The sequence below is a fragment of the Sporomusa rhizae genome (assembly GCF_041428845.1).
Classification (GTDB): Bacteria; Bacillota; Negativicutes; order Sporomusales; family Sporomusaceae; genus Sporomusa; species Sporomusa rhizae.
In genome coordinates this window covers 4,158,500-4,173,779 of sequence record NZ_CP156925.1, presented here as the reverse complement: position 1 = coordinate 4,173,779, position 15,280 = coordinate 4,158,500, and the positions used below count along the sequence as shown (strand labels likewise).

The 15,280-nt window shown below is 44.8% G+C and carries 15 protein-coding genes; 14 read left to right on the top strand and 1 reads right to left on the bottom strand.

Features of this window, described 5'->3' with window-relative positions:
• Positions 1-214 precede the first annotated feature (214 nt).
• The 6 genes from SRRS_RS19715 (at position 215) to hpf (ending at position 4,469) form a co-directional block, all read left to right on the top strand.
• Positions 215-508: a zinc-ribbon domain containing protein gene (locus tag SRRS_RS19715; RefSeq protein ID WP_371362936.1), complete on the top strand. Its 294-nt coding sequence runs from the start codon at positions 215-217 to the stop codon at positions 506-508.
• 239 nt (positions 509-747) lie between these two features.
• Positions 748-1,536: a basic amino acid ABC transporter substrate-binding protein gene (locus tag SRRS_RS19710; RefSeq protein WP_371362934.1), complete on the top strand. Its 789-nt coding sequence runs from the start codon at positions 748-750 to the stop codon at positions 1,534-1,536.
• A gap of 216 nt (positions 1,537-1,752) precedes the next feature.
• Positions 1,753-2,418: an amino acid ABC transporter permease gene (locus SRRS_RS19705; protein WP_371369890.1), complete on the top strand. Its 666-nt coding sequence runs from the start codon at positions 1,753-1,755 to the stop codon at positions 2,416-2,418.
• Positions 2,405-3,124 carry an amino acid ABC transporter ATP-binding protein gene (locus tag SRRS_RS19700; protein ID WP_371362932.1) on the top strand — a complete coding sequence of 240 codons (720 nt, stop codon included), beginning with the start codon at positions 2,405-2,407 and terminating at the stop codon, positions 3,122-3,124. The genes SRRS_RS19705 and SRRS_RS19700 overlap by 14 nt, the downstream gene beginning before the upstream one ends.
• A 349-nt stretch (positions 3,125-3,473) precedes the next feature.
• Positions 3,474-3,674 carry a cold shock domain-containing protein gene (locus SRRS_RS19695; RefSeq protein WP_371362930.1) on the top strand — a complete coding sequence of 67 codons (201 nt, stop codon included), beginning with the start codon at positions 3,474-3,476 and terminating at the stop codon, positions 3,672-3,674.
• 249 nt (positions 3,675-3,923) lie between these two features.
• On the top strand, positions 3,924-4,469 hold the full coding sequence (hpf, locus tag SRRS_RS19690) for a ribosome hibernation-promoting factor, HPF/YfiA family (RefSeq protein WP_371362928.1): 546 nt from the start codon (positions 3,924-3,926) through the stop codon (positions 4,467-4,469).
• A gap of 132 nt (positions 4,470-4,601) precedes the next feature.
• On the opposite strand, the gene SRRS_RS19685 is transcribed toward hpf, so the two are convergent.
• Positions 4,602-4,826, bottom strand: a complete 225-nt coding sequence (locus SRRS_RS19685; protein ID WP_371362927.1) for a hypothetical protein — start codon at positions 4,824-4,826, stop codon at positions 4,602-4,604.
• Between the two features lie 268 nt (positions 4,827-5,094).
• Here SRRS_RS19685 and SRRS_RS19680 point away from each other — a divergent pair, with 268 nt between their 5' ends.
• The 8 genes from SRRS_RS19680 to csaB all read left to right on the top strand — a co-directional run bounded on the left by SRRS_RS19680 (position 5,095) and on the right by csaB (position 15,271).
• Positions 5,095-6,354: a [FeFe] hydrogenase, group A gene (locus tag SRRS_RS19680; protein WP_371362925.1), complete on the top strand. Its 1,260-nt coding sequence runs from the start codon at positions 5,095-5,097 to the stop codon at positions 6,352-6,354.
• Positions 6,355-6,366: 12 nt separating this feature from the next.
• The gene (locus SRRS_RS19675; protein ID WP_371362923.1) at positions 6,367-6,678 is read left to right on the top strand and encodes an iron hydrogenase small subunit; all 312 of its coding nucleotides are present in this window, start codon (positions 6,367-6,369) and stop codon (positions 6,676-6,678) included.
• Positions 6,679-6,691: 13 nt separating this feature from the next.
• Positions 6,692-7,390: a cytochrome b/b6 domain-containing protein gene (locus SRRS_RS19670; protein ID WP_371362921.1), complete on the top strand. Its 699-nt coding sequence runs from the start codon at positions 6,692-6,694 to the stop codon at positions 7,388-7,390.
• Between the two features lie 247 nt (positions 7,391-7,637).
• The gene (gene secA, locus SRRS_RS19665) at positions 7,638-10,160 is read left to right on the top strand and encodes a preprotein translocase subunit SecA (protein WP_371362919.1); all 2,523 of its coding nucleotides are present in this window, start codon (positions 7,638-7,640) and stop codon (positions 10,158-10,160) included.
• A 15-nt stretch (positions 10,161-10,175) separates the two neighbouring features.
• Positions 10,176-11,286, top strand: a protein-coding gene (prfB, locus tag SRRS_RS19660; RefSeq protein ID WP_371362917.1) for a peptide chain release factor 2 whose coding sequence is annotated in 2 segments (ribosomal slippage) — positions 10,176-10,247 and positions 10,249-11,286 — 1,110 coding nt in all. Because the reading frame shifts where the segments join, the coding sequence is not laid out codon by codon here.
• Positions 11,287-11,296: 10 nt separating this feature from the next.
• Positions 11,297-11,989, top strand: coding sequence for a DUF2993 domain-containing protein (locus SRRS_RS19655; RefSeq protein ID WP_371362915.1), 693 nt, complete (start codon positions 11,297-11,299; stop codon positions 11,987-11,989).
• Between the two features lie 119 nt (positions 11,990-12,108).
• The gene (locus SRRS_RS19650) at positions 12,109-14,181 is read left to right on the top strand and encodes a DUF5693 family protein (RefSeq protein ID WP_371362914.1); all 2,073 of its coding nucleotides are present in this window, start codon (positions 12,109-12,111) and stop codon (positions 14,179-14,181) included.
• Positions 14,174-15,271 (top strand): polysaccharide pyruvyl transferase CsaB, encoded by a 1,098-nt coding sequence (csaB, locus tag SRRS_RS19645; RefSeq protein WP_371362912.1) that lies wholly within the window; start codon positions 14,174-14,176, stop codon positions 15,269-15,271. The genes SRRS_RS19650 and csaB overlap by 8 nt, the downstream gene beginning before the upstream one ends.
• Positions 15,272-15,280 lie beyond the last annotated feature (9 nt).

Here is a 15,280-nt window from a genome sequence, read left to right as displayed (position 1 = left end):
ACCCACGTAAGAAGCCCAAAGTGGCTTTGAGCATGGTGCGGCTTAGAGGTAAGTCCTGCCGATAGGAAAACAAGCTACATATATATGATCGAGAGAAGCAGTAGTGAGGGGATTGAATTCCTAGTAGCGAACCTTCCAGCAGGCGAGTGTGGGGTCAAAGACCAGGTCGGCTAAGCAGTGGTTTTTAATTTCTTAAGGTGAGGGGATTTCGTTAATGGCTTTTCAGGACAAAACTCTAAAGTGCAAGGACTGCGGAAAAGACTTTGTTTTCACAGCAGGGGAACAGGAGTTTTACGCAGAAAAAGGTTTTGAGAATGAGCCTGCCCGTTGTCGTGAATGTCGTGGTAACAGAAGACGCGGCCGCGATGGCGAAGGTCAGACAACTCAGCGGGAAATGCATGAAGCGGTATGCGCTGAATGCGGCGTAACCACTCAAGTTCCATTTAAACCTCGCAATGATCGTCCGATTTACTGCCGTGACTGCTTTATCGCCAAAAAGGAACAATAATACATATATATAGATGTGCTAAGCAATGCCCGGGATGATAATCCCGGGCTTTTTATATAGCATACAGCTTAAATTGCCAAAACTGTAGAATCTTATAGTAGCAGGCTTAATAGACTATGTTCCGCCTTAGCCGATTAGTAGTAAAGAAAAAATATTTGTGTGTACACATGTAAAATATCTTGATTAATTATACACTTAAATGTATAATTATTTACACAAGCTATTAAGGAGGTTACACTATGTCTAAAAAAGTTATTGCATTATCTGTTCTTATTCTATTTGTATTAGTTATAGGACTTACCGGTTGTGGCCAGCAAACTGCCAAACCGGCCGAGCCGGCAAAAGCTAAAGTATTAAAGGCTGGCGCTGATGCCGCGTTTGCGCCGTTTGAGTTTCAAGATGAAAAGACAAAAGAATATACTGGATTTGATATCGATCTGATTAAAGCGATTGGCAAGCAAATGGGTGTTGAGGTTGAAGTGCAGAACATAAACTTTGACGGACTTATTCCAGCCTTGGAAGCTGGCAATATTGATGTGCTTATCTCCGGGATGACGATTACCGAGGAGCGCACTAAGAAGGTTAATTTCTCCAAGCCTTATTACAGATCCGGCCTGTCGATGGTTGTTAAATCGGATAATAATACCCTAAAGAGCTTTAAAGATCTGGAAGGTAAAAATATTGCCGTACAAATCGGGACCACCGGTGCTAACGAAGCCAAGAAGATTAAAGACGCCAAAGTTCGTGAATTTAATAATGCCCCGGAAGCATTTATGGAACTTAAAGCCGGCGGTGTAGATGCTGTTGTTAATGACTTGCCTGTTAATGAATACTATATTGCCAAGACCGGCAGTAAAGACGCCAAGATTGTTGGTGAACCGCTGAACGCGGAAGAGTATGGTATTGCAACCGCTAAGAAGAATACCGAGTTGGCCGAAAAAATCAACAAAGCCTTGGAAGAACTGAAAAAGAATGGCGAGTATGAAAAAATTTACATGAAATGGTTTGGCAAGAAGCCTCCACAATAAAGGCGACTTACGGCTCGCCTGTACCCGTATGGGTATACCCCATACTCAGAGAAGGGGGAGTCTTAGAGTAAGTTCGTCAACAGATCAGAAATAGCTGCGGTGCGAGTATTCGCGCCGTTTTTCTTTTAATTGCTTATTGACACTCTGGACGTGTGCGCATATAATTGACATGTGAATTTATGCAACCTTTTATAATTTTTATTAAGGGTGAGGATGTTGAATTTTGATTTTGATTTAGTTGTACGGTCATTTCCGCTGCTTCTGATGGGAGCCGGTATTACTGTACAAATAACGGCACTTAGTGTCGGATTTGGTCTGTTAATTGGTATGTTTGTAGGCATATCTCGGCTGTCACTGGTTTGGCCGGTAAAAGCGTTGGCGGCTGTATATGTTGATTTTATCCGCGGCACCCCTTTGCTGGTACAGATCTTTCTGATTTACTTTGCATTGCCGCTGGTAGTAGGACAGCGAATCGATCCGTTTATTGCCGCGATTACGGCTTGTAGTATTAATAGCGGTGCCTATGTTGCTGAGATTTTCCGGGCTGGTATTCAGTCAATTGATAAAGGCCAGATGGAAGCAGGCCGTTCTTTAGGCATGACCTGGGCGCAGACCATGCGCTATATTATCTTGCCCCAAGCTTTTAAGCGGATTATTCCGCCGCTGGGCAACGAGTTTATTGCGATGCTTAAGGACTCATCCCTGGTGTCTGTAATCGGCTTCGAAGAGCTTACCCGGCGTGGTCAGCTCATTATTGCCCGTACTTATGGTTCCTTCGAAATATGGCTGACGGTTGCGTTTATTTACCTTGTAATGACTTTTACCATATCCCGCCTTGTGGATTATCTTGAGCGGAGGTACAAGACTGATGATAAGCATTAAAAATGTACACAAGAAATTTGGGAAATTACACGTTTTAAAAGGCGTTAATACTCATGTCAGCGAACAAGAGGTTGTTGTTATCATTGGCCCCAGCGGCTCAGGGAAAAGCACCTTGCTGCGCTGCATTAACTATTTGGAGCAGCCTACCGAAGGCGAAATTATTGTTGACGGCATTCCGCTTACTAATGAAGCAAACATTAATAAGGTTCGGGAAGAAGTCGGCATGGTGTTTCAACGCTTCAACTTGTTTCCACACATGACAGTGCTGAAAAATATCACGTTAGCACCGGTTCAAGTCCGGAAGATGCCTGCAGCCGAGGCGGAAAAGATTGCCCTCGACCTTCTAGTAAAGGTTGGGCTTGCCGATAAAGCCAATGCCTATCCGGACCAGCTTTCCGGCGGTCAGCAGCAGCGGGTGGCAATTGCCCGGGCGCTGGCTATGAGACCGAAAGTTATGCTGTTTGATGAGCCTACATCAGCCCTTGATCCTGAGATGATCAAAGAGGTTTTGGATGTTATGAAGACCTTGGCCAAAGAAGGTATGACCATGGTTGTTGTTACCCATGAGATGGGTTTTGCCCGCGAGGTAGGCAACCGGGTACTCTTTATGGACGAAGGCCGTATTGTCGAAGAAGGCACTCCCGACGAAGTATTTCTGAATGCCAAAGAAGAACGTACCCAGGCGTTCCTATCGAAAATACTCTAAGAATTTTAGAGAATGTAAATATTGCCAAACTATGCCGGATTGCCCCTGGGCACAACCGGAGCGTACTAAAAGTCCGCCCTTGCAGTTAATTGCAACGGCGGACTTCTTTTATTCAAGATACAACTCAAGGCCGGCAGCTGGCTTATTATAACTGCATTGACAAGAGGTCTCTATTGTCTTTTAGACTACTTATGATTTCAGGTTAGCCGGGGGATGGCGGGAACGATATTGCGCCGGTGAGACTTTGTCTCGCGCCTGGCCCCGCGATTGACAGTGCTGCCAATATATGTTATACTTCCTCTTGTGACTGTAAAGAGCAGTCGGTAGTTTATCTTAGGAGGAGTTTCACATGATTGGTAAAGTTAAGTGGTTCAGCGCAGAAAAAGGTTACGGATTCATTGAGAGAGAAGATGGCGGCGACGTATTCGTACACTTCTCGGCTATTCAAGATCAAGGTTTCAAAACCCTGAACGAAGGCCAACAAGTTGAATTTGATATCGTTGAAGGCGCTCGCGGACCTCAAGCTGCTAACGTTTACAAAGCGCAATAACAAATATAAAACCGCCCGGCGATTAATCGCCGGGCTTTTTAATTTCCTGATAAAAATTGCCCAACACTTAGTGTGAACTTCCTGTGTGTTTTATGTATATTTACATCTATTTTTGATTAATCGCAGTAACATAGTTAAGAATTATGCCGTCAAGATAAAAAAGCTGTAAAATAATGAATTTTCGGACAGGAATTTTTGATTTTATAGGGAATATTAAATATATAGGATTCATGAAAGGGGATGGGTAATATGGCAATTACAGTACGAGGAAAGAATATTGAGATTACACCAGCATTGAAAGACTATGTTACCAAACGCGTCGGTAAAGTCACCAAATATTTTGAAGGTGGTAATACTGGCGACATTACTGCAATCCTCACCGTTACTAGAGGCAAACATATTGTTGAGGTTACGGTACCGATCAATGGCATACTGCTGCGTGGTGAAGAAGCTACTACTGATATGTATGCTTCCATTGATTTAGTCATTGAAAAATTAGAAAGACAAATTGTAAAATATAAAGCTAAGTTATCTCGTAAATTTAAATCAGGCGGATTTAAAGCAGATGTGATTCCGGCGGCAACGCTGGCCAGTGAAGCGCTCAGTGATGAGGACTTCCATATTGTTAAGACCAAGCGGTTTGCAGTTAAACCTATGGCAGTGGATGAGGCTATTATGCAAATGAATCTGATTAACCACGACTTTTTCGTATTTACCAACGCCGACACGGAGCAGGTGAATGTTTTATACCGGCGTAAAGATGGCCATTACGGTCTGATTGAACCAGAATATTAAAAGGATAAAAACGGAGTCGGGATTTTTCCCGGCTCCATTTTTTTTGCAGCGACATGTTATTCCTGCTGCTGTACTTCTTACGCCACAGCGAAAGCTACGCATGTTGCCTTGTAGGTACAATTATTAGGTATCCTATTTGTGTGTGCGCAGTTCTGCTCGGCGCTTGAGAATAATTTCGACCAAGGAAGCCGATTCCAGCTCCTGCGCCTTCTGACTAAACTCCTGACGGGTAAATAAGCCTTTATCGATGAGGAGTTCTATAAAAGTGGCAATTGCCAGTGTATTCTTATGATCAATTTCTTTTAGGTCGGCGATCTGGCCGACAATATCTATTGTGTTCATTACATCCTGTTTCACTGTTGTACCTCCTAGGCAAACTCCTTTGGTAATAGTATGCTCTTAGGCAAAAAAATTTAAACTAAATTTCCTATTTTTTACATAAGTGAAATAATTAACTTATTCAGACTATTTCAATATTATTGACAAGTCATTAAATATAAATTAAATTTAGACTATGGCGTTATTATCTTTAGTACTTCATAATTGGTGCCAAATGTTCTAAATTTCACAAAAGCATTATTTTACAGGACTCTTAATTAATTTTCGTGGGTGAGGAGGTTTTGTCTTGAAAGGTTTTCAATCACAGGAATTAACACGTATTATTGAGATTGACCGCAAGACATGCAAAGGCTGTGATTCTTGTAAGGCATTTTGCCCGACAGAAGCAATTGAGGGCAAGTACGGGGCCATTCACAAAATCAACAGCGAGAAATGTATATCCTGCGGTCAATGCCTTATCAACTGTCCATTTGGTGCGCCCAAAGACGTTGTGGACGTAGTTGACAAGGTCATTGAGAAACTCAAGAACAAGCAGCTGACTGTTGTAGGTACAGTTGCGCCGGCTGTTCGTGTTGCTATTGGCGAAGAGTTTGGTATGGAACCAGGCAGCCTTGTTACAGAAAAACTCTACGGTGCCTTGAAGCAAGCTGGTTTCAAAGTTCTGGACACTAACTTCACGGCGGACCAGACAATTATGGAAGAAGGCATGGAACTCATTGCTAAAATCCGCCATTTTGCACTGGGCGAACCGTCAGAACATCACCTGGGGCCATTACCGCAGTTTACTTCCTGTTGTCCGGCATGGGTTCGCTATGCAGAACTCTATTACCCGGAATTACTACCCAATATGTCCTCGGCTAAATCGCCGATGATGATGGCAGGTGCTTTGGCTAAAACCTATGGAGCCCAGGAAGTTTGGAAGGTTAAACCTGAAGATATCTTCATGGTAGGAATTATGCCCTGTACTGCGAAGAAATTTGAAGCATCCCGTCCCGAATTTTATAGCGCGGCACATTACTGGGGAACCCAGGGGAAACCCGGCAGCTATCCGGATATTGACGTAGTATTAACTACAAGAGATTTGGCACGGTTGTTCAAAAAGCTGAACATTGACTTCAAAACAGTTCCCGAGTTTACCGACAAAGATAACCCGCTGGCGCAATATAGCGGCGCAGGTACTATCTTTGGCAATACCGGAGGCGTAATGGAAGCTGCGATTAGGACAGCCCATTTTGTTATCACCGGTAAAGAGCTTGGTGTTTTAGAATTTAAGCCTGTACGCGGACTTAAAGGGGTAAAAGAAGCTTCTGTAACCCTGACAGACGTTAAGACCGGTAAAGAGGTTACCCTTAAGGTAGCAGTAGCGCACGGCATCAAAGAAAATGTTAAACCGCTCCTGGAAGAAGTCAAGGCCGGTAAATCGCCGTATCATTTCATTGAAATAATGAATTGCCCGGGCGGTTGTGTAAATGGCGGCGGTCAGCCAATTAATCCGATGGGCACTTCCTGGCTTGATAAAGCCAAGGCTGTAATGCCTTGGTCATAAGGAGGGGACAGTATGGCACATTATGATTATGTAGAAAAAGCCGTCAAAGTTACACGGCGTGAATTTATCGGAATTGCGGGCGTAGGCGCGGCTGTACTTTGGACTGGCGCATATGTAGCTACCGATTTGGTACAAGACCGTAATAAATATATAAAAATGCGGGCACAAGGGATTTATAAAGATGATGAAAAGGCCAAAGTCCGTCAAAGCCATAATAATGAGGCTGTGAACGATGTGTACAAAAAGTTTGCACATAATCCACTGAGTCCGTTGGCTGAAGAACTATTTCATACTAAATATGTAAATAGAACCAAGTTGGTATAGGAGGGATTAACTGATGAGTCATCATGATGAACATGGTCCGCGGGTACTCAAGCACCCTCTTATCTCGCGGTTGTTTCACTGGGGTCTGATTTTAGGCTTTATGCCTGCAGCAATTACCGGCTTTTTTATTTGGCTTAAACCGTTTAGTGATGATACCCAGAATCTTTTAATGCAAATCCACATCGTAGGCGCTTGGATTCTTACTATTGCTTGTGCAGGTTACATAATTTTTGCTATGGATAGGATTGTTGCTTTTGTTCGCCGCCTAACTACCTGGGATGAGCGGGATATGAAGTGGATGCTCGTCGGCGGCGGCTATCCGCAAAAAATGTTATTAGGCAAAACCATTCCCGTACCGCCTATGGGGAAAATGAATTCCGGACAGAAACAAATGGGTATTATGATGTTGTTAGGTGGTATCGTTCTGATTGTTACCGGCTGGGGACTGTATGCGTTCTTACCGGTGGCCCCCAAAGCAGTAATGTATTGGTTCGATATGTTCCATCTGGTTATTGGTATTATTCTTGGATTGGCAGTATTTGCCCACATCTTCTTGGGTGTCTACAACTGGGGCGAATTCCTCTGTATGTTTGGTGACGGAACTCAATCCCTTGAGGAAGCCAAACACCATAACCCGGTATGGGTAGAAAATGAAATTGAGCCGGTTAAAGACAGTCAAACCACTACTCCTGGCCAACATCAACCAGGGTAGTCCTAAATACAGGTTCTAGTTAAAAATAAGCGAGATTGCTGCGAAGGTCACAATGTAACCTAGCGCGACAATCTCGTTTTTCTTTATTTTCGCAATAATTTTCGTAAGCTTACCAACCAATCCAGTTTTTGACTTTGCTAAGGGAATCTGTTAAAATCATATATTAGGCACATACTAACCTATAGGCTGCTTTTAATGTCTCGTGTGCCATAACAATTTCATTTGTTTTGCCGGGGAGTTGATAACTATGTTTAACTTTTTGAAGAACATATTTGGTGATGATAACGAAAAAGAAATTAAACGCATGATGAAGATCGTAGAGACTATTAATGCGTTTGAACCTGAGCTTCAGAATATGAGCGATACCTCACTGACATCCAAGACGAGTGAATTTAAACGTCGCCTTGAGAAAGGTCAGACATTGGATGATATTTTGCCAGAAGCTTTTGCTGTAGTACGAGAAGCATCTCGCAGAGTACTGGCCATGCGCCATTTTGACGTCCAAATGCTGGGCGGCATTTCCTTGCACGAAGGTAAAATTTCCGAGATGCGTACAGGCGAAGGTAAAACCCTTGTGGCTACCCTGCCGGTATATTTGAATGCGCTTACCGGTAATGGTGTGCATGTAGTTACCGTAAATGATTATTTGGCTCGCCGTGACAGCGAATGGATGGGTAAGTTGTATCGTTATCTTGGCTTGTCGGTTGGTCTGATTGTCCATGGCCTTGATTTCGATGATCGTAAATTTGCTTATGGTGCCGATGTTACATACGGAACTAATAATGAATTTGGTTTTGACTATCTACGTGATAATATGGTTATCTATCCGGAACAGATGGTGCAGAGGCCGCTTCATTATGCCATTGTGGACGAAGTTGACAGTATCTTAGTCGACGAAGCGCGGACACCGCTCATTATCTCCGGACCTGGTGAGAAATCAACTGAGTTATATCATGTATTAGCTAAAGTTGTGCCAAAATTAAAAGAAACCGAAGACTATACTATTGACGAAAAAGCCAACGTGGCAACGCCTACCGAAGCCGGTGTAGCCAAAGTTGAAAAACTATTAAATGTTAAAAATCTCTACGACAGTGAAAACATGGAAATGTCCCACCACTTCAATCAGGCGCTGCGGGCACATGCCATTATGAAGCGGGACAAAGATTATGTGGTCAAAGATGGAGAGGTTGTTATTGTCGATGAATTTACCGGACGGTTAATGTTTGGCCGCCGCTATTCCGAAGGTCTGCATCAGGCTATAGAAGCCAAAGAAGGCGTTAAAATTGAGCGCGAAAGTCAGACCCTGGCGACAATTACCTTTCAGAATTATTTCCGGATGTACCAAAAATTAGCCGGTATGACAGGTACCGCTAAAACGGAAGAACCTGAATTCCGCAAGATCTACGGTCTTGATGTTATTGTTATTCCGCCTAACCGGGAAATGCAGCGACAAGATTTACCTGATGTTATTTATAAAACAAAACGCGCCAAATATAAGGCCGTTGTAGCCGAAATTGCTGAGCTTCATGCTAAAGGCCAGCCGATGCTTGTAGGCACAACCTCGATAGCCCAATCGGAGGATTTATCAGCCATGCTCAAAAAGCAGGGTGTGCCGCATAATGTACTAAACGCCAAGTTTCATGAAATGGAAGCCCAAATAGTAGCGCAAGCCGGTCAGCATGGTGCGGTTACCATTGCTACTAACATGGCAGGCCGTGGTACAGACATCGTGCTTGGAGCAGGCGTAGCCGAACTAGGTGGTCTTCATATCATTGGTACCGAACGGCATGAGAGCCGCCGGATTGATAACCAGCTGCGTGGCCGGGCAGGACGTCAGGGTGACCCTGGTTCCTCACGGTTCTATCTGTCGTTGGAAGACGATTTAATGCGGCTGTTTGGCTCTGATAACATTGCCGGCATCATGGATAAACTGGGAATGGAAGAAGACGAGCCAATTGAACATTCGCTGATTACCAGGTCAATTGAACAAGCGCAGAAGAAAGTGGAAGCGCGTAACTTTGATATTCGTAAATATGTCCTTGAGTATGATAACGTTATGAATCAGCAGCGCGAGGTTATATACAGCCAGCGCAGAAAGATTTTGACCGGTGACAATCTCAAAGAAAACATCTATAACATGATTGAAAAGATCGTCGATTTTGGTATGGATGTATATGCCAATGAAAAGGTTTATCCCGAAGAATGGGATTATGCCGGTTTAATCGAATATTGCGAAGGCTATTTTGCACCCGAAGGCGAGCTTAAGGTTGACGTACTTGATAAGTTAAGCCGCGATGAACTCAAAGAAGAACTGATGCGTGCAGCCGATGCCGCTTATAGTGCCCGTGAAGCTTTATTTGGTTCTGATAATATGCGGGAACTGGAAAAAGTAGTTATGCTTAAAACGGTTGACTCGAAGTGGATGGATCATCTGGATGCCATGGAAATGCTGCGTCAAGGCATCGGATTGAGAGCCTATGGTCAAAAAGATCCGCTTATTGAGTATAAATTAGAAGGCTATGATATGTTCCAGCAGATGATTGAACATATACAGGAAGATATTGTTAAGTATATGTTCAGAGTCAATATAATTTCTCAGGCTCAGCCTGAAGATCATCTGCGAGGCGCTCATGCCACCCGTGGCGGTGAAGAAGGCGAAGAACAGTCACAGCCGGTAGAGCCAATTGTCAATAAAGATGTAACCGGACGCAATGAACTGTGTCCCTGCGGCAGTGGCAAAAAATACAAACGCTGCTGTGGTGCTAAATAGGTAGGAGTTGAGAAAGTGCTTTTGGAAGACTTGCGTGGGTCAATAGAGGCCCTGGCTGAACGACTTGAGGAAATGAGGGCTTCTCTTTGACGTAGCCGGTAAACTGGAACGTATCGAAGAGTTGGAAGACCGAATGAGTGACCCCAATCTCTGGGATAATCCTGAGGAAGCGCAAAAAATTGCCCAGGAGGTCACCCGTTTAAAAGACAGCATTGCCCAGCACCGGGAATTGTCAGACCGTCACAGTGATACGGTGATCTTGTGGCAGCTGGGAATGGAAGAAAACGACGAGAGTGTATATCCCGAAGTAACGGCAGCTCTTGCCGGTATCGAAAAGGATATTGAACATTTGGAACTGACGCTTATGTTGTCAGGTGAGTATGACAATAACAATGCAATTTTAACACTGCATGCCGGAGCCGGCGGTACTGAAGCCCAGGACTGGGCGCAAATGCTCCTCCGGATGTATGTACGGTGGGCGGAAAAAAACAACTATAAAGTAGAGACCATGGACTTTCTCGCTGGGGATGAAGCCGGCGTGAAAAGTGTTACCATCATGGTAGCCGGCACTAACGCATACGGGTATTTAAAAGCAGAGAAAGGCGTTCATCGACTTGTCCGCATATCTCCCTTTGATGCCAGCGGCCGTCGCCATACCTCGTTTGTTGCTGTTGATGTGATGCCGGAAATTGATGACTCGGTAGAGATTGCCATTAATCCGGCTGACCTTCGGGTCGATACCTACCGGGCCAGCGGTGCCGGTGGTCAGCATATTAACAAGACTGATTCGGCTGTCCGTATGACCCACTTGCCGACAGGGGTAGTGGTTCAATGCCAAAGTGAACGTTCCCAGATTCAAAACCGCGAACAGTGTATGCGCCTCTTGCGTGCCAAATTGTTTGAACTGGAGCGCCAGAAGCAAGAGGAGAAGAAGGCCGAAATTGGTGGCGAATATCAGGCCATCGAGTGGGGCAGCCAAATTAGGTCCTATGTTTTCCATCCGTATAATTTGGTAAAGGATCATCGTACATCGGCCGAGACAGGCAATGTTCAGGCCGTAATGGATGGAGACTTAGAGTTATTTATTGAAGCATATTTGAAAAGCGATTTAAGTCAGAGGGGGTAAGTAATACCCTATGAAACGTTTAACTACAATACTCTTATTTATTGTTATGGTCGTGGCCGCCGTAGAAGTGGTGCTGCCCAAAGTGGTATCTGATGCTGTGGCTCAAGGAATACGCGACATGACGGGCAGCAGGCAGGTAACTGCCAAGGTGAGTAAGAGTCCGGCCATACTTATGCTTGATGGCAAATTTGACAAGATTTCCGCTGATGCCAGTGACGTAAAGACCGAAAAGATCACTTTTCGTAATATGCATATCATGCTCACTGGGGCGGCTGTGGATATTAAGACGCTGTTAACAAAGAGAGCGCTGGTACTGGACAAAATTGATGAGGTTGAAGTAACAGCAATCATTGCTCAGGAAGAACTGGCTAACTATCTTAATACTTCGATAAAAGGCGTAAAAAATGCCGTTGTAACTATATCGTCAGGCAAAGTGGAAGTTAGCAGTGCTTTAACCTTAGGTGGTATTGCGCGGGTTGATGTTAAGTTAGAGGGACGGATTGTCGGTGACCGGGAAAATCATCGTATCAAATTTGTTACAGACAGATTTTGGCTGAATAATACGCCTGTAGGCAACATTGGCGGTTCTCTTCTTACTGAACTGCCGCTGGTAGACCTCAAAAAACTCCCGTTTGGCGTCAACGTACGTGATATTGTAATGGAACCCGGGCAAGTAGTTATTTATACCGATAATCATAGCTAGTACCTTGGCAACCCTAAAACAGTATTCACTGAATTAGGGTTGCCAAGGTACCGCTTCGGGAATAATTTGATTATACGAATATATGAGACTACGAAAAGTTTCAAAAGGGTGGAGAGATTTTGTCAACCTTTCACTATAATAAGCTGCTAATCTGCCTGATTATTATCGGATTATTAGCATCGCTGACCATTGACTGGCAGCGTTACCATGTTGAGAAAGCCAATTCTACTGTGGAAATGGTCATGGATTATGAAGATATTGTAGAACTGGCCCAAATTGAAGGTATTCCGCCGGTTGCATTGTTTAGCCAATTCAAAACGGCAGGGATAACTTCATTGGCTGTTTATGAAACTACATTAGAAAAGCTCAATAAAAATGGCAAAGTCACAGCAATGCCTGGGACTGATATTCTCCACCAAGAGCGTACAGGCACGCTGACAGATCCATTTTGGCGTAGTTTATTGGCCGAAGGAAAAATTAAGGCGGAAGATGTTTACATTGTCGGTCAGGACAAGAAAATCTTCGATGAGGTCAAGAGTGATTTAATGCGCCGTCTCGGGCCGGGCCGGGTAACAATGCTGGCCGAAGGTGACCGCCCGGTGCTGGCAGCTAAGGCTAATTATGAAAAAGTGGTAAAATGGAATCTGGGCTTGCCTACCGATGAGCTTATGGCTGTTGAAAACATGGGTTTCTACGTAGTAGCCCGCCCGACAAACTATACTAAAGTAACACCGGAAGATGTCAACTCGGTGTTTCAGCGTTTAGCCAGTGTGCAGAATGTGAGTTCAATTATGTTTGTTGGGGAAGAGGTCTTAGGATATCCTGACCTGCTGCCGTTAACTGTCAGCAATTTCAAAGAGCGTAAGCTGACGTTAGACATGATTGAACATCCCTTACAGCTGCAGTTCGTAAAACAGGAAGGTCTGACACAAGTTGCGGCTGCGATAAATTATCAGGCGGCCCGCGTGTATGTCATTCCTAAGGATGAACAACCAAAACTTAAACTGACCGAAGCGATTCAGCGTTGGATGGTTACCGACCAAGAGCGTAATATCCGCGTAAATCTTATGCGTAAATACGATAAAGCTGAGCCGGGAAAAACACTTGTCGAAACCAATCTGGCTTATGTGTCAGGAACTAAGGACGTGTTGCTTGCAGAAGGCTTTAGCCTGGGGCGGGCAACTACTTTTCCACCGTACTTTGCTTCCCCTTGGCTGTTGGCTCTGGTTGTCCTGGGCGCTACTGCAGCCGGCGTACTGTTCTTGTCACTGATCTATCCGTTTGCCGCCCGCTGGCAGTATGCGCTTACTTTGCTAATAGCCGTATTGTTACTAGTCCCGATTATTAAAGGCGGCGGGACCTTCTGTCGTCAGCTGACGGCGCTTGCCTGTGCTACTGTTTTCCCTGCCTTAGCTATGACTTGGCAGCTCGACCGCTGGCGCAGTCAGGAAGCGGCCGGATTATTTAGCCGTCCGATTGGCGTAACTAAGATTATCCGGGACGGGTTGGGCTCTATCGTGCTGACAACTTTGTTCTCGTTGGCCGGCGGACTATATTTAGCTGCTGTGCTTAGTGATGTGCGGTTTTTCTTGGAAATAGAATATTTCCGGGGCGTAAAAATAACCTTTGTAGCTCCGATTATTCTTGTTACCATTGCTTACTTAGCCCGGTATAATTTGTTTGGTAATGTTCAGACATTAACTGCCCGGAACATTTGGAAACAGATAACCGGTTTATTGAATTACCCGATCTATGTTAAGACTATGCTGCTATTTGGCGCTGCTGCATTTGCCGCTTGGGTATATGTCGGTCGCTCCGGACATACTGCCGGTGTGCCTGTTCCAGCTGTGGAACTTAAACTAAGAGCTTTCCTGGAGCAAATTTTATATGCAAGACCCAGAGGCAAAGAGTTTTTAATTGGCCATCCGGCATTTTTGCTTGCCGTTATGGCGATTTATCGGCAATGGCCGCGTCTTACCCAATACCTTTTGATTGTGGGGGCAACTATCGCACAGGGATCTCTTGTCGAAACCTTTGCTCATATTAGAACACCTATATTTATGTCAACGATTCGTGGACTGGACGGTATGGTGCTCGGGGCTGCAATTGGTGCGATTGCTGTAATCTGCGTATATCTAATTCAGGTAATAGTGGCCCGGTTGGCGGGAAGGAGTCCGGCTGCCAATGAGTAATATTGTTATTTCTGGCTATTACGGGTTTGCTAACGCCGGTGATGAAGCTATGCTGGCAGCTATGATTGAGGCTCTGACTGACATTGAGCCAACTGTTAGTATAACTGTTATTTCCGGCAACCCTGAGGATACTAGACAGCGGCACGGTGTGTCTGCTGTCTACCGCCTTAACTACCCGGAAATCGCCAGAATTATGGCTAAGAGCAACTTATTAATTAGCGGCGGCGGCAGTTTGTTGCAGGATGTAACAAGTGACCGCAGTTTATACTACTATTTAAGTATTATGATGCTGGCCAAAAAAATGGGCTTGCCGGTCATGCTTTACGCCCAGGGCATAGGCCCGGTACAAGGAGCATTGGCCCAGGGCGCTATGCGCTATATTGGCAACATGGTGGATTTGATTACCGTTCGCGACGATGGTTCCTATGATGAATTAAAACGGTTGAAAGTAACGGCGCCGCCTGTATATATAACGGCTGACCCGGTATTGGCAATGCATCAGGTAGATAAATCCATTGGCCGCGCTATTTTGAAACAACATGGTCAGGAAGGGGTAGCCCCACTGATTGGTATCTCAGCCCGGGAATGGAAAGACTGGGGGCACTACAAGCAAGTGCTGGCCCATGCTGCCGACCAGATGATCGAAGAGTTAGGCGCCCGTGTGGTATTTATACCTATGCAGTTTCCTGACGATTTTAGTGTTTCTCAGAAAATTGCCGGCCGCATGACTAATAAAGCAGGAATGCTGCCGGATGAATATACTACCGGCGAGTTATTATCGCTGGTGGGAAATTTAGATATGCTTATTGGCATTAGACTGCATGCGCTCATTTTCGCGGCTGTTATGCATGTGCCGATGGCGGGCATATCTTATGACCCGAAAATTGACCGGTTCCTGGAAACCATTGGCGAACGGCATGTTGGCACACTAAAAACGGTGACCGCCGATAACTTAATGGCAAAAGTACGCCAATTATGGGTTGAACGTAAACAGCCCAATCAGGAGCGCACAGAACGTATTAATACTCTTAGAAATAGAGCTTTTCAAAATGCCGAACTTGCGCTCAGCCTGGTTAAAGAACGTAAGTAGGAGGTTAGC